Source organism: Paenibacillus sp. FSL H8-0457, assembly GCF_038051935.1.
GTDB lineage: Bacteria > Bacillota > Bacilli > Paenibacillales > Paenibacillaceae > Paenibacillus_AQ > Paenibacillus_AQ lautus_A.
In genome coordinates this window covers 2723019-2743993 of record NZ_CP150293.1, presented here as the reverse complement: position 1 = coordinate 2743993, position 20975 = coordinate 2723019, and the positions used below count along the sequence as shown (strand labels likewise).

24 protein-coding genes are annotated in these 20975 nt (G+C 46.9%); 4 read left to right on the top strand and 20 right to left on the bottom strand.

The genetic code is table 11. The features are described from left to right. The 8 genes from MHI43_RS12275 to metH form a co-directional block, all read right to left on the bottom strand. Nucleotides 1–774 carry an ATP-binding cassette domain-containing protein gene (locus tag MHI43_RS12275; protein WP_036665397.1) on the bottom strand — a complete coding sequence of 258 codons (774 nt, stop codon included), beginning with the start codon at nt 772–774 and terminating at the stop codon, nt 1–3. Next, nucleotides 771–1118, bottom strand: a complete 348-nt coding sequence (locus tag MHI43_RS12270) for a thioredoxin family protein (protein ID WP_051425412.1) — start codon at nt 1116–1118, stop codon at nt 771–773. The genes MHI43_RS12275 and MHI43_RS12270 overlap by 4 nt, the downstream gene beginning before the upstream one ends. After that, nucleotides 1115–1453, bottom strand: a complete 339-nt coding sequence (locus MHI43_RS12265) for a cyclic-phosphate processing receiver domain-containing protein (RefSeq protein WP_015734679.1) — start codon at nt 1451–1453, stop codon at nt 1115–1117. Before MHI43_RS12265 ends, MHI43_RS12270 begins: the two co-directional genes overlap by 4 nt. 15 nt (nt 1454–1468) lie before the next feature. After that, on the bottom strand, nt 1469–2317 hold the full coding sequence (locus MHI43_RS12260; protein ID WP_036665398.1) for a deoxyribonuclease IV: 849 nt from the start codon (nt 2315–2317) through the stop codon (nt 1469–1471). Next, nucleotides 2307–3128, bottom strand: a complete 822-nt coding sequence (locus tag MHI43_RS12255) for a DNA-formamidopyrimidine glycosylase family protein (RefSeq protein WP_015734677.1) — start codon at nt 3126–3128, stop codon at nt 2307–2309. The genes MHI43_RS12260 and MHI43_RS12255 overlap by 11 nt, the downstream gene beginning before the upstream one ends. Nucleotides 3129–3181: 53 nt before the next feature. After that, nucleotides 3182–3970 (bottom strand): TIGR01457 family HAD-type hydrolase, encoded by a 789-nt coding sequence (locus MHI43_RS12250; RefSeq protein WP_015734676.1) that lies wholly within the window; start codon nt 3968–3970, stop codon nt 3182–3184. A 354-nt stretch (nt 3971–4324) separates the two neighbouring features. After that, nucleotides 4325–5254: a ribonuclease Z gene (gene rnz / locus MHI43_RS12245; RefSeq protein WP_015734675.1), complete on the bottom strand. Its 930-nt coding sequence runs from the start codon at nt 5252–5254 to the stop codon at nt 4325–4327. A gap of 86 nt (nt 5255–5340) precedes the next feature. Beyond that, nucleotides 5341–8781 carry a methionine synthase gene (metH, locus tag MHI43_RS12240; RefSeq protein WP_015734674.1) on the bottom strand — a complete coding sequence of 1147 codons (3441 nt, stop codon included), beginning with the start codon at nt 8779–8781 and terminating at the stop codon, nt 5341–5343. Between the two features lie 169 nt (nt 8782–8950). On the opposite strand from metH, the gene MHI43_RS12235 reads away from it, so the two are divergent. Continuing rightward, nucleotides 8951–9487 carry a cupin domain-containing protein gene (locus MHI43_RS12235; protein WP_015734673.1) on the top strand — a complete coding sequence of 179 codons (537 nt, stop codon included), beginning with the start codon at nt 8951–8953 and terminating at the stop codon, nt 9485–9487. Nucleotides 9488–9586: 99 nt separating this feature from the next. Here the strand turns inward: MHI43_RS12235 and MHI43_RS12230 are convergent, their stop codons facing one another. The 5 genes from MHI43_RS12230 to MHI43_RS12210 all read right to left on the bottom strand — a co-directional run bounded on the left by MHI43_RS12230 (nt 9587) and on the right by MHI43_RS12210 (nt 12672). Then, on the bottom strand, nt 9587–9991 hold the full coding sequence (locus MHI43_RS12230) for a FixH family protein (RefSeq protein ID WP_015734672.1): 405 nt from the start codon (nt 9989–9991) through the stop codon (nt 9587–9589). 294 nt (nt 9992–10285) lie between these two features. Continuing rightward, nucleotides 10286–11077, bottom strand: coding sequence for an HAD family hydrolase (locus tag MHI43_RS12225; RefSeq protein WP_036665400.1), 792 nt, complete (start codon nt 11075–11077; stop codon nt 10286–10288). Nucleotides 11078–11120: 43 nt separating this feature from the next. Then, complete coding sequence (locus tag MHI43_RS12220) at nt 11121–11645, bottom strand: hypothetical protein (protein WP_009596012.1); 525 nt, start codon at nt 11643–11645, stop codon at nt 11121–11123. Nucleotides 11646–11803: 158 nt separating this feature from the next. Next, nucleotides 11804–12010: a DUF896 domain-containing protein gene (locus tag MHI43_RS12215; RefSeq protein WP_015734670.1), complete on the bottom strand. Its 207-nt coding sequence runs from the start codon at nt 12008–12010 to the stop codon at nt 11804–11806. Nucleotides 12011–12300: 290 nt separating this feature from the next. After that, nucleotides 12301–12672, bottom strand: a complete 372-nt coding sequence (locus MHI43_RS12210) for a LysM peptidoglycan-binding domain-containing protein (RefSeq protein WP_015734669.1) — start codon at nt 12670–12672, stop codon at nt 12301–12303. 175 nt (nt 12673–12847) lie between these two features. Here MHI43_RS12210 and lexA point away from each other — a divergent pair, with 175 nt between their 5' ends. Continuing rightward, a complete protein-coding gene (lexA, locus tag MHI43_RS12205) occupies nt 12848–13474 on the top strand; it encodes a transcriptional repressor LexA (RefSeq protein ID WP_009596010.1) in 627 nt (208 codons plus the stop codon). A gap of 90 nt (nt 13475–13564) precedes the next feature. Here the strand turns inward: lexA and MHI43_RS12200 are convergent, their stop codons facing one another. Continuing rightward, on the bottom strand, nt 13565–14353 hold the full coding sequence (locus MHI43_RS12200) for a hypothetical protein (protein ID WP_036665401.1): 789 nt from the start codon (nt 14351–14353) through the stop codon (nt 13565–13567). After that, entirely contained in the window at nt 14346–14882 is a 537-nt protein-coding gene (locus MHI43_RS12195; RefSeq protein ID WP_015734667.1) for an RNA polymerase sigma factor, read from the bottom strand. Before MHI43_RS12195 ends, MHI43_RS12200 begins: the two co-directional genes overlap by 8 nt. Before the next feature lie 246 nt (nt 14883–15128). On the opposite strand from MHI43_RS12195, the gene MHI43_RS12190 reads away from it, so the two are divergent. Then, nucleotides 15129–15644: a hypothetical protein gene (locus MHI43_RS12190; protein WP_015734666.1), complete on the top strand. Its 516-nt coding sequence runs from the start codon at nt 15129–15131 to the stop codon at nt 15642–15644. A gap of 19 nt (nt 15645–15663) precedes the next feature. Here the strand turns inward: MHI43_RS12190 and MHI43_RS12185 are convergent, their stop codons facing one another. From MHI43_RS12185 to MHI43_RS12175, 3 genes are all read right to left on the bottom strand, one after another. Further along, complete coding sequence (locus MHI43_RS12185; protein WP_155989915.1) at nt 15664–15849, bottom strand: hypothetical protein; 186 nt, start codon at nt 15847–15849, stop codon at nt 15664–15666. Between the two features lie 143 nt (nt 15850–15992). Beyond that, nucleotides 15993–16859, bottom strand: a complete 867-nt coding sequence (locus tag MHI43_RS12180) for an ATP-dependent DNA ligase (RefSeq protein WP_036665403.1) — start codon at nt 16857–16859, stop codon at nt 15993–15995. A gap of 112 nt (nt 16860–16971) precedes the next feature. Next, complete coding sequence (locus MHI43_RS12175; RefSeq protein WP_036665404.1) at nt 16972–18279, bottom strand: PIN-like domain-containing protein; 1308 nt, start codon at nt 18277–18279, stop codon at nt 16972–16974. Between the two features lie 300 nt (nt 18280–18579). Between MHI43_RS12175 and MHI43_RS12170 the strand changes: the two genes are divergently transcribed. Then, nucleotides 18580–19137 carry an Ltp family lipoprotein gene (locus MHI43_RS12170; RefSeq protein ID WP_235201889.1) on the top strand — a complete coding sequence of 186 codons (558 nt, stop codon included), beginning with the start codon at nt 18580–18582 and terminating at the stop codon, nt 19135–19137. A gap of 139 nt (nt 19138–19276) precedes the next feature. Here the strand turns inward: MHI43_RS12170 and MHI43_RS12165 are convergent, their stop codons facing one another. Next, complete coding sequence (locus tag MHI43_RS12165) at nt 19277–19618, bottom strand: YolD-like family protein (protein ID WP_036665405.1); 342 nt, start codon at nt 19616–19618, stop codon at nt 19277–19279. Then, entirely contained in the window at nt 19615–20886 is a 1272-nt protein-coding gene (locus tag MHI43_RS12160) for a DNA polymerase IV (RefSeq protein WP_081746355.1), read from the bottom strand. Before MHI43_RS12160 ends, MHI43_RS12165 begins: the two co-directional genes overlap by 4 nt. Nucleotides 20887–20975: the final 89 nt, after the last annotated feature.

Here is a 20975-nt window from a genome sequence, read left to right as displayed (position 1 = left end):
TTAACCTCCAGAAATAACTTTGATCCAGGGACGTCCGCCATCCCATTCCAGCTGAGCGTCGATATCATAAGTTTGTTTGATAAGTTCATGGTTTAATACTTCATCTTTGCGTCCCGCGGCCGTCAACCGCCCGTCTTTAATAAGCGCCACATGAGTAAATAAAGGGACAATCTCCTCGACATGATGCGTGACGTACACGACCGTAATATTACGCTGCCTCAGCCGGTCAATCTCATGCAGCATCTTCTCCCGTTCATACAAATCCAAACCGGCACACGGTTCATCCATAATCAGAATCTTCGGATTGGCCATAAGGGAGCGTGCCAGCATCACTTTTTTCCGTTCCCCTTGGGACAAGGTCCCGAGAGGCAGCTCCGCCAAGCGGCCGAAATCCATTTCGTTCAGCAGGCTGTAGGCTAAACTTCTGGCCTCTTCCGGAATGTCCTGATAAAAGCGTAAAAAGGCATACGCCCCTGTTGCCACAACCTCCCACACCGGGTCGCTCAGCGTCAATTTCTCCAGCAGCGATTGGCTGATATAACCGATGGATTTACGAACCTCCCGAACGTCACATTGGCCGTATACATGGCCCAGCACTTCTACGCGTCCACTGGAAGGGAACATATATCCCGTCATCATTTCCAGCAGCGTCGTTTTGCCGGATCCGTTCCTGCCCAGGATCACCCAATTTTCACCCGGCTTCATTTCAATGCTGACATCATCCAAAATGTGGCGGTTCCCCCGAATGAGCGACAGGTGCTGCAAAGAAATCATGGCTTCACGCTCCTTACAAAACTGACGATATCCTGCACGGAGCCCATCCGGTAAAGCACTTCAGCGTTTGCGCCAGGGCTTGATGGGATCGCGAGCAGCGCCGGAACGCTTCGAATTTGATATCGCTCCACGATGCCCGGAAGGAAATTCACGTCCGCTGCCAGCAGCTGTACATCGGGCACCACAAACTCCACGACATCCAGCATCTTACGCGCAGCCGCGCAAGTACCGCATAATGGCGTATGCAAAAATACGATGACAGGATCCGCCTTCGCGTCACGCTTCATCAGACGCTCCTGCCATTCCAGCCTCTCCAACAGTTCGCGCTGCGTAACCTCAATCATCTTGAACCTTGGGCGACTTCCCGCAGCACGGATTCGGGCATCGGTCCATTGTGGACCTTGACGCTTTTTGGCATGTGCTCATACAGCAGCTCATACATTTTTCTTCTGCCCGACGGGCTTGAGGTGTGCAAATATATTTCATTAGCCTGTAGATTCTCGGCAATCATGGCCGCAACGACGTCGCCGCCGTTCATTTGGCCATGCCCGAGTTCAAAATCAAGCGACAGAACGTCCACTTCGCATTCACGGAGCATCAGCAAACATTCTTCCCCGTTTCGAGCCAGCGCGAATCCTTTCGGATTGGGGCGCCAGTCGTCTAAATAAAGATGAATCATCCTACCCTCTCCCTATCAGGACCAGGACAGCACCTTGGCGATGTCTTCCCGATGCGTGCCGTCAGCTCCTTTTTCACTTTCCAAGACAAATGCCTTACCCGCAAGTTCCGGTGCCAGAACCAGGCGCTTCAATGCTTCTGTTCCTATCATGCCTTGCCCGATGCGGGCATGGCGATCTTTTCTTGAGCCGGCTCCATATTTCGAATCGTTTAAATGAACGGCTACCGCCGATTCCCAATAGGCTAGCGACTTGCCTCTGGCAAGGAGCTCATCCGTATTCGATAAGTCCCAGCCTCCGGCGGCAAACAAGTGGCAGGTATCCAGACAAAAGCCTATTTTTTCCGGATAATCGGCAAGCTGTCTAACCTTCACGCTCTCTTCTAGCGTCATCCCCATGGACCCATGGTCTCCCGCCTGATTCTCGATCAGCAACTTGGCCCTGCCCGTCCAGGAAGACAACACATCATTCATGCAGCGAATAATATTCTGATACCCTTCAAGGACATTCTCGCTCTTGAGATGCCCAAAATGAACCACGATACCCAGCGATCCGCAAGCCTCGGCAATCATGAGATCGTTCTTGAGGGAATCTACGGTCAACTGGTAAAACGCTTCGCCCCGGGTTAAGCCAACCGCCATATTCGTCGGATACGGTGTGTGCGCGATCGAAACAAGCCCTTGTTCCTGACAAAACTTGGCGCATGCGGCGGCATTGCGGACATCCGGCGTCTTCAAGTGAAGACTGCGCGGATTTTTCGGGAAATACTGATACGCCAGTGAACCGATCCCGGCTGCATGCTGTGCTGCCGCAAGAAATCCGCCCCGTGTGCTGACATGGCTTCCAATCCGGACTTTAGACTTCATGCTGGCAATTCGGGCAAAAGAAAACTTTGCGCGAGGCGTGCTCCGCCTTCACGATCGGCGTACCGCAGCGAACGCAGGGCTCTCCTTCACGATCGTACACTTTGCATTCGTCGTTATAAGCACCTGTCAGCACATCCCCTTCCTGAAAGGGCATTTCCATGTATCCTCCGCCGTCCGTCGCCTCGTGCATCACTTTGACGGTGCTGTCGTACAGCTGCTCTAGTGACTCCTCCGGCAAATCCTGAATTTTGGATAGCGGGTGGATTCGGGCATCAAAAGCGATCTCGTCCGCATAACAGTTGCCGATGCCGGCGACGACTTGTTGATTGACCAACGTCGTTTTTAAGGCGCCCCGCCGTTTTCCAATCAGTTCGACGAAACGCGCTTTGGTCATTCGCCGATCCAGAAGCTCAGGACCAAGGTCTTTTAGGGCGTTCTCGGTTTCCCTCGCTGTTAGAAAATGCAGATAACCCAGGCGAAGGCCGATAAAATACAGCACCTGGTCACCGAACGTGATCTCGACCTGGGTCGAACGGGAAGGGCGCTCCTCATCATCCCTGCGTCCCAGATACAAAATGCCCCCCAGCATCAGATGCAGCAGGAGTCTGCCTCCGTTATGCAAATGGAATATGAGATGTTTGCCTCTCCGCTCCACAAAAATGACCTTGCTTCCCTTCAGGGCCGAAGTAAACTCGTCAATCGTCACATTCAAGGATTTTTCACGGTTCACGACCACATCGGTGATCGGCACATTCAGAATGCTCTGAGATAACAATCTTCGGTAATTCTCCATTTCCGGCAGTTCCGGCATGATTCATCTTCCCTTTCGTCAACACACAAGTTTATGTATAATACTTTTGCTTATCATGAACACAGCAGGCTGATCACTTCGCTCAAATCCCGGCATATATAGTCTGGCGTGACGCCGGCGGCTTCCATATGCGCTTCCATATTGCGATCGGTCGTGATTCCGGTCATGACGAGGACCGTCTTGCAGCCGGCATGCACGCCAGCGGCAATATCCGTACGAATATTATCTCCGATTACATAAGTTTCTTCCGGAGCCAAACCCAAGCGATCCGAGGCATACTTCATCAAGATCGAGGACGGCTTACCGATAACCGTCGGCTTAACTCCCGAAGCGGCCTCGATCGAAGCCCCAAGCGAACCAGCACCAGGCATCAGGCCGGTATCGGATGGCAGCTGCAGATCCGGATTGGTCAAGATCGACACAGCTCCCTCCTGAATCCAGCGAACGGCACGGGTCAACTTATCGTAATCAAACGAGCGGTCGATTCCTTGAATGACGTATTCAGGGGACTGCTCCACGATGGTAAGGCCAGCGGACAACAGCGCTTCGCGAAGTCCCTCTTCGCCGAGCATCGCCACCTTGGCACCGGGCGACTCCTCAGCGATATATTTAGCTGCAGCGAGGGAGGATGTGCATACTTCCTCCGGCAAGGCAGGAATCCCCATCTCCATCAGGTGAGCCGCCACCTGCTCCGGCGTGCGCGAAGAATTGTTCGTTACATACAGGAACGGAATCTGCATTTCTTTCAACCGCTCGATCAGCAGGTCAGCCCCCTCGATTCGATTCCGGCCATGGTACAGCGTTCCGTCCAGGTCAATCAGCAATCCTTTTGGTTTTTCCATGAATAAATGCACCTTCTTTATTTCTTTCCTTCACGGCATAAATGATTCATCTGATGAAAAGGTGACCATTCAAGGCCGTGTTGTAAGGGTTAATCATCCTTAATATATGTATGGCTGCAGGCATTCAGCTGTCCTTTACTATAATGAACTTAGAAATACCGATAGTATTATTGTAAAGAAGCCCATTACCGGTTGCAAGGTTCATGCCGATCGCTTCATTCTGACGGTCGACGCGTCGAAAGAAATCGAAGACTGTCCAAGTCTTAGCGTTTATGAACCGCTTTGTCGCATCCTGCGCTTTCCCGGAAAATAATGCCCCCGACCACCCGATATTTCCACGTAATTCACCGCTGCCTAGGAACGACGCTGGATAGGATACAACCCGAAATCCTCCGCCAATCGCGTATTCGCAAATATCTCCCGCGCTTCGTTTAGCAGCGGCTGTAAATGATCGATATCTTTATACCGGGAGCTGAAGTGGGTCAAGAACAGCGCTTTTACCCCAGCCCGTTTAGCCGCTTCCGCCGCCTGTTTGGCGGTACTGTGATAGTATTCGTGCGCGAGCTCCGACAAATCCTCCATGAACGTGGCCTCATGGACCAGGAGATCCGCGTCCTTGGCCAAAGCCTCCACGCCTGCGCATGGCCGCGTATCCCCGAGAATCGTGACCACCCTCCCTTTTTTCGGTGTCAGGAGCACATCCGAGGCATGAATCCATCGGCCGTCGCCGAGTTCCACGCTTTCCCCTCTTTTCAGCTTGCCATAGAGCGGCCCTGGCTTGAGTCCATAGTCCGCCAACCGTTTCAGGTCCAGACTGCCGGGGAGATCCTTCTCCACGACACGGTAGCCGTAACTCTCGGCCCTGTGATCCAGCTTGGCCGATTCCACGAGGAAATTATCGTCCTCAAACAACACGCCACCGGTGTGCTCGATGACCTCCATCGTATAAGGGACGCGCGATTGGCTGATGCTCAGCGTAGTTTCAATGAAGACTTTGATGCCTGGGGGACCATATATCGTCAGGGGTGATGTTACCCCTTGGGCACCTCGGCTGGATAGCAAACCTGGCAAACCGAATACATGATCACCATGCATATGGGTAATGAATACCTTTTCAAGCTTGGACAGCTTGAGCGGGGACTTTAATATTTGATGCTGCGTGCCTTCTCCACAATCAAACAGCCACAGACTTCTTCGTTCTTCCAGCATTCGCAGTGCAATCGAGGTCACGTTACGCTGCAGCGTCGGAACCCCCGCATTTGTTCCTAGAAAATAGAGTTCCATCCCTCTTCTCCCCTTTCGGTTGTAAACCGGAGAAATCCCCCGAAACATTCGGAGGATTTCAAACCGGCTGTACCGGTATTCAAATGTTAAGCTTTATCCACGTTAAAATAATGAGCCTCCGGATGGCTGAACACCATCGCGGATACCGACGCCTCCGGTTCCATCATGAAACCCTCGGTAAGATGAACGCCGATATCTTCTGGCTGCATCAATTTGAATAAAGGCTCCTGATCCTCCAGATCCGGGCATGCCGGATATCCGAAGGATACGCGAATGCCTTGGTATCTCGCTCCCAGGCGCTGTTTCATCGTCATGTCTGCCGGATCGGGGTATCCCCACGTATCCCGCATCATATGGTGAATTCGCTCTGCCAGCCCTTCAGCCGTTTCCAGGGCAACCGACTGAAGTGCATGGGAACGGAGATAGTCGCCTTTATCCTTCCATTCCCCGGACAATTTCCCGACGCCGTGCCCTGCCGTAACGACCAGGAACCCGACGTAATCCATCACCCCGCTCTCTACGGATTTCAGGAAGTCCGCCAAGCACAGATACGGCTCCACCTGCTGTCTTGGAAACGTAAAGGTATGCAATATTTTCGATGCATCCTTTGGATCGTATATGATAATATCATTTCCTCGCGACTGCGCCGGGAAGAAACGGTACATGGCATGTGCCTGTATGATTCCCGATTGAACTGCCTCTTCCAGAATACCGTCAACGGTTTCCTTAAGCGATACCGCCTTCGGATCATTCGCTTTGAGCAGCTGTTCCACGGATCCTTTAAGGCCTAGATGATGTCCCAACAGCATCTGCATGTTGATATAAGGCAGGATGTGCGAAATCGGATAATTCCGGAGCACATGCCGCTCCATATCCGGCGGTATATACACCGGGGCTTCGGTCGATATTTTGGATCGGAGTCCTTCAGACAGCTTCGGCATTACTTTTACAACCTGTGGTGCCGCTGCATCCGCTTCCTGCTCCGCCTTAATCTCTTCAGCCATTTGGGTCCGCAGCACCGGATCGCTCAGCTGGTTGGCCAATGCAAGCCCGTCCATCGCGTCTTTCGCGTAGAGCACCATTCCGTCATATTCGGGGCGGATGCGCGTCTTCGTGAACTTCCGCGTCAACGCAGCCCCGCCAACCATGATCGGAACGCTAATGCCCGCGTTTTTCAAGTCCTGGGCGGTGGATACCATCTGCTGTGCCGATTTGACCAACAAACCGGATAACCCGATGGCGTCAGGCTGCTCCCGCCGGTAAGCCTCGATAATTTGCTCCGGTGGTACTTTTATACCCAAATTAATGATTTGGTAACCATTGTTGGACAAGATGATCTCCACCAGGTTTTTACCGATATCATGGACGTCGCCCTTCACGGTGGCCAGCATGATTTTCCCTTTGACCGACGACTCGTTTTTCTCCATAAAGGATTCCAAATACGCCACGGAGGCTTTCATCACTTCGGCGCTTTGCAGCACCTCCGCCACAATGAGCTCGTTGTTGTTAAACAAGCGACCAACCTCGGTCATCCCTGCCATTAGCGGGCCATTGATGATCTCCAGCGCGCCGTATTTGGTCAAGGCTTCATCCAAATCGGGAATCAGTCCTTCCTTGGAGCCTTCCACCACATAAGAGGCAAGTCTTTCTTCCAGCGTCAGATTGGATACCTTTACCTTCTTCTCTACCTTTTTATGCCGGAACGCGGCGACGAATGCCGCCAGCGTCTCATCATTGGTTCGATAAATCAGATCCTCCGCCAGACGCCGCTCTTCCTCCGGAATGGAGGCATAACGCTCGAGCTTTTCCGTGTTCACGATTGCGTAGTCCAATCCGGCCTTCGTGCATTCGTACAGATACACGGAGTTCAGCACTTCACGGCCCGCTTCCGGCAATCCGAAGGAAACGTTGCTGATGCCGAGGATCGTATGCACTTTGGGCATGGCTTCTTTTATCATGCGAATGCCCTCAATCGTTTCCTTGGCTGATCCGATGTACTGCTCGTCACCCGTACCTACAGGGAACACAAGCGTGTCGAAAATAATATCTTCAGGCGAAATGCCGTATTTGTTCACCAAGAGATCATAAGACCGCTGCGCCACCTTAAGCTTGTCGTCGCGATGAATCGCTTGACCGCTCTCATCGATGGTCCCTACGACGACCGCAGCGCCGTATTTGTGCACCAACGGAGTCACATGCTCAAATTTCTCCTCGCCGTCTTCAAGGTTAATGGAGTTAATGATCGCTTTCCCTTGCGAATATTGCAAGGCCAAGTCAATGACCGCCGGATCGGTTGTATCGATCATCAGCGGCACCTTCACCTTTTTGACCACCAGCTCCAGGAATTGGATCATATCCTCGGCTTCTTCGCGGTCCGGATCCTGTACGCATACATCAATGACATGGGCGCCATTCTTGACTTGAGCACGAGCGATCTCGGAGGCTTCCTCATATTTTCCTTCCACGATCAAACGCTTAAATTTGCGCGAACCCAGAACATTTGTTCTCTCGCCCACCATATACGGGCGGTTTTCCTGCTCGATATATACCGGCTCGATGCCGGACAATGCCGGCAAGTGCCCACCCTCAAGCGGACGTGGGGTGAAGCCATCCATCGTTTGTTTTAAAGCCCGGATGTGGTCAGGTGTCGTACCGCAGCATCCTCCAGCGATGTTAAGCCAACCTTTTTCAGCAAAAGCCCCCATCTTTTGGGCAAGCGATTCAGGAGATTCATGGTATTGACCATTCTCGTCAGGCAGACCCGCATTCGGATAACAGCTGATCGCGCTTCTCGACATTTCGGACAAGGAACGGATATGGTCGCGCATGAACTCCGGACCCGTTGCACAGTTCAGGCCGATGGATACCGGATTCAAGTGTTCCAAAGAAATGTAAAACGCCTCGATGTTCTGTCCCGCAAGCGTTGTTCCCATCGGTTCGATTGTGCCGGATATCATGATGGGAAGGGTGACGCCTGTCTTATCAAACGCTTGTCGAATCCCAATGCTCCCCGCTTTCACGTTTAGCGTATCCTGCGACGTCTCGAGCAACAGGGCATCCACGCCGCCTTCAATCAAGGCCACGGCTTGCTCCTCGTAACTCTCGATCAATTCGGCGAAGGTCACGCCGCCGGTAACCGACAGCGTCTTGGTTGTCGGACCCATCGCTCCCACGACATATCGCGGGCTGTCCGGCGTGGAATATTTCTCAACTGCAGCGCGGGCCAGATGAGCCGCTTTCAGGTTGATTTCCCGGGCAAGTTCAGGTATATCGTATTCAGCAAGCACAACGGAGGTTGCGCCAAATGTATTGGTTTCAATCAGGTCGGCACCTGCTTCAAGATATTGTTCATGTATTTTTTGAATGACGTCGGGCCGATGAATGACCAGCATTTCATTGCAGCCATCCAGCTCCGGGCCGCCAAAATCTTCAGCCGAGAGGTCCTCTTGCTGGATCATCGTGCCCATGGCACCGTCAAGAATTAATATTCGTTCTTTAAGCACTTCTTGTAAGCTAGGCTTGTTCAACTCATAAACCTCCCCCGAAAACGTTAAATCTTAGTGTATCAGAATACTTTTCAATAGAAAAGTCGAAATATTGCGCAGCTATCGGTACAAATCAACATTTGCAGATGACAAATGCTGTGAGGGGGGCTATAATACATATTAATCCAACGGGAGAAAGAGGGTTAAAGCTATGGCAGAAATCGTGATTCGCAACACGAACGAACGCATTACTGGGGAAGAAAATGTTCGGGAATTCCTGAATAACCAAGAGGTTGTTTATGAGCATTGGAATATGGATAAACTCCCGGCAGATCTTCAAGAAAATTTCAAGCTGAGTGATGAAGATAAGCAGCGCATTTTGGACATTTTTGACGAAGAAATTCGCGACCTGGCTGCAAGACGCGGCTACAAAATCTGGGATGTCATCACGCTTTCCGAGTCCACGCCCAATATAGAGGACCTGCTTAAAAAATTCGAAGAAGTTCACACCCACTCGGAAGACGAAATCCGTGCGATCGTTGGCGGCAAAGGGATCTTCATTATTAAAGGCTCCGACGATGTCGGTTACTTTAACGTAGAGCTTGAGCCGGGCGACGTTATCTCCGTACCGGAAAACACGCCTCATTTCTTCACGCTGATGGAGAACAAGCAGATCATCGCGGTTCGTCTCTTTATTGAAGAGAACGGCTGGGTAGCTACTCCGGTAGAAGATCCCCAATTTCAATAAGCCTTAAGCGGTTGACTGAATAGGAAAATGGAATAAGGCAGCGCATGATCCGCCCAACGGATGGATGCGCTGCCTTATTTATTGGCTGTGTATTGTGTATTACTCGGTTACCGTCAATTCCTTCAGCGGCATGGAGTGCTGCCCTCTAGCCGTGACATGGGAAACGATGCGATAGGTTCCTGCTTCCTCGAAGGTTTTCTCCATTTTGTAGACCCCGCCTTGATCATGCTTAACCGGAACCTTTGCCTGAACGCCTCCGCCTTCCAGCGTCACTTCGAATTCCACGTCGTTTGCATCTTCGACCGGGCTGCCTGCTTGTGTTACCTTCGCTTCGATCAACACTTTCTCGCCTGCCTTAATGCTCTCTGGCGTCAGAGAGAGCTCTACGATAATCGGCTCCGCCATCACATCATCACTGGGCGCCGCCTTGCTGTCATTGCATGCGGCAAGCGCAACCGCCATCAACACCATGGCTGCAATAAAGGCCATCTTTTTCCTGGTCATCCAACCACCTCTTTTACGAATTCATGCTATGTATGATTTATTCACGTAATGGTCCATTCCAAACAGCGTCATTTTCCTAATTCATTATATCGCATTATTCTTTAACTTCTATCTCATGCAGCTTACAATTGTGTGACGTTTGTCACTGCCAACAGCCTCTTTCCTTTCAAACATGGCAACCAACAAAAAAACAGCCCCGAATCGCATCAGATGCTGGCAGGACTGTTCCTATGTACGCTAATATATCTCGCTAATAGATCTTGTAGAATAGTCGTGAACTCTTGATCACGTCATTTATAAGGACGCCACAATAGCATGCAGCTCGGATAAATGTTTGATCTCAAACTTCGGCTGAATGGCCGGATCATGAGGCCGGTCTACCCGATTGATCCAAACCGTATGCAGTCCTGCGGCATTCCCGCCTTTAATATCTGTGGTCAGCTTATCTCCCACCATCACGGCCTGATCCGCTTCGACGCCTAACAGATCAAGTGCATGCTTGAATATGGAAACATCCGGCTTGCCTTTGCCGAAATCACCCGAGATAATAATGTGGTCAAAATAAGGGACCAGTTCCGGAACGCCATCAAGCTTCTCCTGCTGCAAATCCGGACTTCCGTTCGTTAGAAGTAGCAGCTTCACGTTACCCTGTAATCCCTTCAGCACTTCAAAGGTTTCTTCATATACGTAAGGTCTTGTTCTGCGTTCCGCAGCAAATTGCGCTGCCAACGTCTCCGCCAACGCTTCATTATCAACGCCAAGGCGATGAAGTCCGCGACGCCAGGATTCCTTGCGGTATACGGGAGCCAATTCTTGCAGCTTTCGGAATTCGGGCTGGGATCCAGCCGTAAAATTAGCCCACAAGCCTTCAAACGGATTGATCCCGATCATTTTGGTAAAAGCAAAAGTATCATAGGATTCATACAATGCTCTTGCTTCTTCACGCACCGCGGCCAAAAGCGCGCCGGCATCAACGCCGGTCTCCGCCGCTCCGGCTTGGCATGTCACTTCAAACGCTTCTTCTACACTGCGTTCATCCCACAACAACGTATCGTCCAAATCAAACAAAACCGCAGCAATCGGCATTTCTCTCCCACTCCTCATATACATTGTGATCTACTCTATCGGGTTAGTTGTGCTCCACTGGAATTTGATGAGTCTTTGCAAACTCTTCCAATCTTTCGCCCATGGCTTTGGTATCGTAAAGATTCATCATTCGTGAGAACACCCAGTTGCCTGCTTTTCCCTTGCCTTGGATCACGACGGAACCCGAAGCCAATTTGATCTTCTCGATATCCGATACGGCCAGACGGCGTTCCCGGTTGAACTTCATGGTCGACACGGAGGCCCGTTCAATCTTCAAATAAGGCTTGCGGAGAAATATCATGAGCGCCAACAGGATATACAAGCTGACGCCAACCCAATTCAATACATCATTGCTTCCGCCGGCTGCCTGTGAAGTTGCCGTTCCGAGAAGCGCATACAAACCGGCCAATGCAACAAGCACTAACGGAAGTACATACTTACGTCCCTTAAACACGTCATGCTTATCATTAATCGCAGACCCTTGATACGAGGTCAATCCCTGCTTTTTGCGCTGTTTGTTAAGTTGCGACATATTTTTGCTGACTTTTCTTTCCCATGAACGTGACATTTGGTTCCCCCTGAACTCATAATCAAAATGTTTATAAACCATATAAACTTGGGGTAACCGTAATCGATTATCCGAATGGCCGGTACCCCAAGTAGTATTATGCTATCCTTCGATCTGTTCACGGATCCTCTAAATATATATCCTTGAACGGTTATCGACTAGTGCTTTAATCGCGGGCCGCCTTTTTGTTCGTTTTCATCAACCCATTCAATCGATTCCAGCTGTTGTCTAAAGTTACTGCGAATATTGTTAAGGTATATTTCCCGAAGCTCGGCCCGTTCTTTGAGCTCCTCCTCGGTCAGCCCTTCATTCTTCTTCTTTCTTGCTAATACATTGATGCGTTCTACCAAAGTATCGATGTCCATGACTTCTCCTCCAATTTCGATATCATGTATAACTTAAACATGTGAAAAAGAGCTTGTCAAGGCAACTGAGCCCTTGCAAACTCTTCTCAGAACAAATAGGAATATATGATGCGCATAAACGAATACCGTCTATGGGGAGGAAATCTATAGTTATCTATTGTAAACGCGCTATTACGCGTAAATGATTCAATCTGACAAGCAGAATATGATGTGTCATTAAACAGGAAGTAACCAGCCGTATGTGGTGATTATATGGAGTATGAATGCCTATTGGTTGAAGCAACGTCAAATCACCAAACCGGCAATGACAGCACTTCCCCAGCCTGTATGTCCGGACCCTTCAATCCGTTCATTCTTCGTATGCTATCCAGATATACGCGTGTATCCATATCCGCAGGTTTGTGAAGGGAAGCAATTCGCCACAAGCTATCGCCATATTGAACGATCACCTGCTTCTCTCCAGTCGGCTTCTCTGTCCCACCGGCAAAAACGGAATATGCACCTGTCCAAAAGATGGCCACAATTAGCAGGGTGAACAACAGTTTATTCAAAGGGATCGAAGCTATCTTCGATTTCAAGTAAATGCCCCAATTCTTCGATGATTGTTCTGTTACCACCGGAACGTTCTCATAAATGCTGCGGTATGTACTGTATTTCAACATGGAATCATCATCTCCCAAACAAGTGTTCTCTTATGGATTCATCTTAACACGAACACTTGTTTGATTCAATACCCAAAAGAACATTTGTTCTATTTTATTTTAGAACTTATGTTTGTACGAACGGTAGTTCTATGTTATAATTTTCCCAAACGTTACTAAATGGGGTTGATACGGCATGTCGAAAATATCCAGCCGCCAGCTGGCGATCTTAGAGTTTATCCGCAACGAAGTTCGTAGCAAGGGTTACCCGCCTTCTGTCCGGGAAATCGGCGAGGCTGTCGGACTAGCTTCCAGTTCTACGGTCCATGGTCATCTGGACCGTTTGGAGAAGAAAGGCCTGATCCGCCGTGACCCTACGAAACCAAGAGCGATCGAGCTGCTTGGCCAAGAAGAATCCGAGAGCGCGAATCTGTTTACGCACACCATAGCCAGAGTGCCTGTCGTCGGGAAAGTCACAGCAGGCGTGCCGATTACGGCCATGGAGAACATTGAAGACTATTTCCCGCTCCCTCAGCATTACGTGGGCGACGATAAAGTGTTCATGTTGTCCGTAGTCGGCGACAGTATGATTGAAGCCGGTATTCACAGCGGTGACTACGTCATCGTTCGCCAGCAGCAAACCGCGGACAATGGTGACATTGTCGTTGCAATGACAGAAGAAGATGAAGCAACCGTGAAGACCTTCTATAAGGAGAAGGATCATGTACGATTGCAGCCGGAGAATCCTACCTATGAGCCGCTGCGCTTGAACCATGTTACGATTCTCGGGAAAGTGATCGGTCTCTTCAGGGACGTACACTAATTCCATAGAATTATGAATAAGAGGTTACCTTCCTTATTTGGATGGTAACCTCTTCGCTTTTTGTATATAGATAATGGAAGATAATCCTGACTAGTTTGCCAACACCATAACGCCTTGCTTAAGATCCAGTCGATACATCCGCTTAGGTTTATAATCCGGCGAACCTTCGCCTCCCGGTCCCTCCGTAGACTGCAGAACAAGTTTATTCTCCTTCACCTCGGGAGCCGTACCTGGTCTATAATATGAAAAGTAGGATGCCAAGGACTCATCCTGAAATCGGAGCTGAACGGCATTACCCGTTTCATGCTCTACGGCGAACGCATAGATTTGTATGCCATGACAGTCCCTATATTGCGGTGCGAGTATAAATACATCGGCATCTTGAAACGGCAGGCGAATCATATCAACCGGAGCAGATGTCGGTTGAATAAATGTAAGCCCCTCCAGCGTAGTGACTTCATTTGTAACTTGGTTAGTACTATACTGCACGCTGTAGTTTCCGGTAAACGACCGATCCGTTTCGATACCGAAGCAGCTCGGTGCACCCAATGTCGTTATTTTTTCCTGTCCAACTGCAATAACGTTTAACAGTCCTTCATCCGTTACGCCTTGTGCCCGGATTGTCTCCTCCTTAGTAGGGGGCATAGTCCCTGCTCTCTGTTGTTCGTCCCTGCCATAAGGCAATTGAAAGGCAAATAAAATAATCAGAAGCATGAACCCGCCAGCTAATCCAACTTGTAAGTACTTTCGACGTTTAGGTTTGCTGTCGGTGAAAATCACGGACCTATGCACGTTTTTTTTCATTTCGGACGTGAACTTTTCATTTGAAAAAGGAGCTTTTTTAGCACGGTTGTACCAGTCTGGTTTATCCTCACTCATCGTTCTTCTCCTTCATTAGTTTTTGTACTTTTTTCCTGGCCCGATGCAATCTGGATTTTACAGTGCCTGTCGCAATATGAAGCAGCTTCGCAATCTCATGCATCGGCATTTCATAGTATAGGTCCAGGACCAATACTTCCCTAAGCTTGCTCGGCAAAGTCATAATCATTGCCCATATTTCATCCGTATACTGCTCGTCCAAATATTCCGCTTCCGCTGACCGGCTTGACGAACTGGCGGTAAGCTTGTCTTTAAGGATGACTTTCCGAAAGAAAAAAGCCTGTTTGTACCGGAACGCCGTATGTCGCGTGATCGTAAGCAGCCACGTTTTCAGCGTCGCCTGACCGCGAAAGGTATGTATGCCGTAATAGGCCTTAATAAAGGCTTCTTGTGCAATATCGTCTGCCAAGGCATGCTGTTTGGTCAAAAAATACGCATAATTCCACACATCGTTTCCATATTCATTCATGATTTTATCCAGCGTCTGGCTGTCCATGACCGTCATCTGCTTTAAGTATTCGAGCTCCAACCGATTCACCTCATCTAATTAGAGTCATGGAAGCGAGCAAAGGTTCCTTTTTTCGTAAAATAAAAAAGAATCTCCCGTAGGTAAGGGAAGAGTCTATTCTATAAAGTATAAACAACCCGATCTTTCATTTGCGCTAAAATGTAGATATAAAGACACTATTTAACATATTTAACTTACAATCTCTAATATTTAATGGTATTATTTAGGAAGTTGGCCAACCTAAACTGTTTTTTGGGAGGTAGTTAAATGAAGAAATTATCCATAGCAACATTTATCGCAACGGTATTAATTCTTGCTACTGCTCATTCTGCCTTTGCAAATTCCCCAAGCCCGAACCCTGATTCAGATACAGCCACTATTCAGGCACTGACGAATTATGAAAGTGAACCCAACGATAATTATGAATCTGCTGACACTGCAGTGTTGTATGAATGGGACAACGGTACGAACTATGGATATATTAGCAGCATGGGCGATCTTGATTTCTGGCACTTGCCGACTAATAACGCAAGTTCCTATAATATCAGTCTATATTCGCCTGACTCTTACTTTAATTATAACTTTGCAGTCTACGAAAAAGTGCCTGGCCAAAATGGATATACTGAAGTTGCTCGCTCCTATGCAATAAACGGTGTCGCCGGCGTTAGTGTACCGGGATTAAAAAGCGACGGTACCATCCCTAATTACTATGTTATGGTATACGGGAACATGGGCTTCAATATATTAAATCCATACCGACTCACAATTCATGCTGTTTACTAATGATTTTTAAATGCTGAAATCATGTTTGCATTAAAAAATCCCCGCTGCCACTTGGCAGCGGGGATTCCTCTATTAATACATTGTAATGTACTGATCGCGTTCCCATTGGTGAACTTGCGTTCTGTTTATGGCCAAAGCTTTCAAATAAATTTTTTCCTTCATTATATAGCGCGTTTATCACGGCTTTAGATTTCAAGCTTTTCATACCTTTGTATCCTTTATTTTAAGTTTGGGGGCAATCAGGGGGACATTTTGGGGGCAACATCTTATTCAAAACTAATAGAAAATAATTGCAGAAGAACAGACCAGATAATCGGTCTGTTCTTCTTGATTTGCTAAAGCGACTACTCATGAAGTAGTTATTATAAATTCTACAAATACTGGTGATCGAAGCATTCCTTTTTTAGTCCAATTACGCGTCTTTACCCTAACTCTAATCCGAGGTTCTAGATAAACGAAGTTCTTATCCTCAGAAGTCACCAAGGTTTTACTAACTCCGTAAAATGCATTCTTTGCTTTTGGCGGCACACCAAGTTCTATAATACCGGTTGGCCGAAACCGCCCAGATTCTGTGACGACTGAAGTAATCCATCCGAACTCGTCTTTGCGGTACCCTGTGATAAACACTTCAGCATAAGTCCAGTTTATGACCTTTTGCCATGAAGCAGATCGGCGACTTTCATAAATGCTGTTTTGCTTTTTCCCGACCATCCCTTCGAGCTCTTGAGCTTCCATTTGAGTAAATAAAGCCTCGCCATCAGCTTCAATGAATGGTATCACTCCAAAGTGCTTGTTCGGCATCTGGATGCCACTCAAGATTTCTTTACGCATCATAAGTGGCATTTTCCGTAAGTCCTTACCTTTATACTGCAAAATATCAAATACTACATACGTGACCGGTTGAATAGTTGTTAGTTCCTTTATCTTTTCTGCCTTCTTAGTTTGAAACCGGTTCATGACCATTTCAAAATCTATGGTGCCGGTCGCTAGATCAGTACAAGCTACTTCACCATCCAGTATGATGTCATCGTCAAAAGGAAAAAGAAGTTCAGGATACTGCCTTGTACAATCTGTCTCATGTCGGGTGTATAACCGAATGCTTCCCTTTTGTTGTGAAAACAAAAGCCTGTGACCATCTATCTTAGGTTCAAAAATATAGTTTGAATGACTGAAAGGGCTATGTGCCGTTTCAAGTAACATTGGGGATATAAACATAAAACCACCTCTCAAAAGATTATACCTTGATGGTGTAATCAGTGATGGTGGTAAATTTTATAAAACCCAATTAATTGTATTAATAAATTATAGTTAAAACAAAAAACTCTTTTTATGAAACTTTAGCTTTGTTTTTAATAAAATTGCCGCTTTCACTTCCAGAATAGCTACCATTATCCCATGTCAATATGATTTTACTTTTACTGATTCTCCCCTTTATAGTTATATCATACGTATGTGTTTTCACCTCTATTTCAATCCTACCATTACTTGATAATTTATATTGACCACTATCTAGCGATCCCTCTGAATTAATCATGTCTACGGTTCCATCTTCGTAAAAACAATAATCATAATATGCACTTATGGACTCGTATTCACTTTCTTCATCAAAATCATGTTCAACTACGTCATCAGTTAGACTATATGCTCTATAAAAACCATCAAACCTAATGTATTTGTTCATGTATACATCTGACTTAGGTTTTGCTGCCTCATTAATAACTTGTTGATCAATTTTAGTATCTAATATTTCCTTAGCAACATATAAAAACTGCGAGAATGTGTACATCCAAAAATCAACTTTAGCTGAATCTCTAATCTCTCTGATTAAATCTTCCTTAGGTCGCTCAATCCTTATCTCGTTACTCCTCTTGTAGCTGTAACACCAATCTGGTTTCACATCATTTGTAATAAAAATAATCGTTTTTCCTCTAATCGTTGCAAAATCGATAATTTGTTTCCAAATTATCAGATCACCATATTTTTGTGTTCCTTCCTTTTCCGAACCATCTTTAAATCCTGGTGGGATTTGATTTCTATATCTAACTTCACCTTCCGATACTATCTCAAGTATCTTAGTATAGTCATACTCCTTACCTACTTCAAAATATGTATTGAACGCTTCTAAAACAGTATCTTGCTCAGCAAAAGCATTGATCTCTTCTTCTCTCTTCTTAAACTCACTTTCAACCTCAGTTTTGAATTTAGAGAAACGAGTTTCCAACTCATTGCACACCTTCTCAAAATCGATTGAGATCTCATTATTTATAATATAAGGGTGAGCGTCAGTATTTTTTGTATGATTAATAAAGTCGTTCATTTTGTTTTTAATTTCTTTTATATTGTTTTCAATCGTTCTTATATGCTCTGTTTCCAATTTCTTATATTTTTCTTCAATTGGTTTCTTTAGAGTATTATCCCTGTTTTTAAGATACTCAAAATTGACATGCCCCGGTATCCATAATCTCCCAATTAACTTATTGAAAGTACTATCAAAAATCTCTTGTTGGGAAGTTTTTGGGAAGTAATAAAATTGTAGAAGCGCCGATGTATCAAAAACAAAAATACAGTTCTCCCACATCTCTTTTTCTTTATCTTTTGAAGGAATCATATATTGTTCAATATCTTTTGGATCCATTTTAACCACCCCAACTAGTATACTCTTCCAATATATTACTATAGAACTAGACTTAGTGTACATAGTTAGTCATTAACCAACAAGAAATGAGCGTGTTCTTAATAGCTACATCCCCGTTCTAGAACGGAACCAGTCTTGTTGTCATTAATATTCATTTCTGAAAGTACCGGCATAGGTTCTAACCAATTTTCTGATTGATTTACTGACTACGATTTAATAGTTTTAAAGTCCTAGAAATATTTTCCTAGTTCTGATAGACTATTGATTGTCATATTATCACAGAATTGGGGGAAGAACGTTTTGAAGAAGCCGCTTTATAAGAAATGGTGGTTCTGGGTACTTATTGTTATTGTGGTTGGAGTCTTAGGTAACCTTGGAAATTCAGAAGAACCAAAACAAGCAGCGCCGGACAAGGAAGTAGTTGCTGAGCCTGATACCACAGCAAAAAATGTTGAACAAACTAGTGTCAAAGAGGATGTTAAAGAAGAGCCGAAAGAGGAACCTAAGGAAGAGCCTAAGGAAGAACCAAAAGAAGAACCAAAAGAAGATGATGTCCCAAGGGAACATAAATCGGCATTAAAAAAAGCGGAACAGTATGCGGAAGCTATGAGTATGTCAAAGGCAGGCATTTACGATCAATTGACTTCAGAATATGGAGAGAATTTCCCTAAGGAAGCCGCTCAATATGCTATCGATAACATTGTATTCGATTGGAAAGAAAATGCATTAATAAAAGCGAAACAGTATGCAGAATCTATGAATATGTCAGATGATGCTATTTACGATCAATTGATTTCTGAATACGGTGAAAAATTTACTAAGGAAGAAGCGCAATACGCGATAGATAATTTAGAATAAAATAAAAAACACCCCACCGACCAATTAAGGTTAGTAGGGTGTTTTTTCTTTCTATTCAGCAGGGCTAATCTTTAAAATCACAAGCGCTTGGGATTTTTAAAAATTAGCCTGATCAAAAGGAGTTCTCATTTCGAGAGCATCAATTTGCCGAAACAATGTCATCGATCTTGATCCATTCCCATTCGCCTACACCGGTCGCCAGCTTGATTTCACGTCGATACGTATGAATTGTGGATACTGTGCCTGTCAGTTCCTGGTCCTCATATTCATCGAATAAACGCAATTTGATTGTACGGTGCGTATGAAATGATTCGGCCAGCGCCTGTTCAATCAATTCCATTTCCTGCGGATCAAGAACTGGCTTATCCTTCCTTCCCTCTTCTAGCTGCCTGCGAATTATTGTCTCCTTATGTTCCGGAAGCATCATACGGCTGGACTCCCAGAGGCCGTTACCCTCAAGCTTCTTACGTGTTGTTGTCATTTATAATGACCTCCTATCTTAGCCGATCGATCGAGCGCTTGACCCGCTGCCGTCATTGAGACCGCCCGAATCACAATTGAATTTCCGTATTTGTTTTTTAGAGCATCTGTTGTCCGTTCTAATGCCATTTGTTTCTCACGGCCAGTATCAAACAGTGACATCTGGTATTCGTTATCGGGAGTGAGCTGCGTCACACTAATGCCCACCCTCCGGATCGGCATCCCATCCCAATGCTCTTCCAGCAACTTGCAGGCCCAGCGGTATACTTGCATGGTGATGTTAGACGGGTCCTCCATCTTCATTTGCCTGGAGAAGCCGGTGGGGCGATCAAAGTCCGCTCCCATGCACCCAACCGATACTACATAGCCCGCAAACCCTAAGGCCCGACAACGCTGGCATACCAGCTCCGTGAGCTCCAGTAGCACTACCTTAATCTCTTCAATGGTGCCGTAATCCCGCGGCAATGTCATCATGTGACCGACAGATTTAGGGGCGACTTGGTGAGTTCCCGGCCGCACGGGGCTGTCATCGATTCCGTTAGCGATCCGCCAATACATTTCGGCATTGATGTCGGAGTTCTTTCCAAACTTCCGCCGCATCATTTGTTTGAGCTTGCCCAACGGGGTCTGTGCGACGTGACCAATTGTTGGGAGGCCCATAGTAGTAAAATGTCTTGTCATCCGGCTTCCTGCCATAAACATGTCGCTAACAGGCCGTTTCCAAAGCGTTTCTGGGAGCATTTCCTTGGTCAACGTGTAAATACCGGATGGATTCTTTTTCGCATAATTGTCGCAGGCGGTTTTGGCGAGGATCTTGGTTTCGGCAATTCCGAAGCGAGTATAAACGCCTGTGGTTGCCTGAACGTGGGTCTGAATAATTCGGGCCATCTCTTCAGGAGTGTCCGCAAACAAATGCATCGAGCCGGTTACATCTAGAAATTGCTCATCAATACTGTACGGCTCAACCAGGTCGGTGTACTGCTTGTAAATGTCCGTTATTAGCATGGATACGTCAATGTATCGCTGCATCCGTGGCTTAATCACAACGAGATCCGGACACTTTGCCACTGCTTCCCCAAGTCGTTCAGCTGTAGTGATTCCTTTCGCTTTTGCAAGTGGGCAGGCTGCCAATACAATTCCTGAACGGCGTTCCGGATCTCCTGCAACTACCAAAGGCCGATCCTTATATTCAGGGTGTTCGGCCTTTTCAACTGAGGCATAAAAGGATTGGCAGTCACCAAGCATGATTACACGTTTGGATGATTTCACGCGTATTCCTCCTTCGATCAAAACCAGAACATTTGTTTGTATTATATGCGAACTAATGTTCTTTTATCAATGTAAAAAAAAGCCACCGC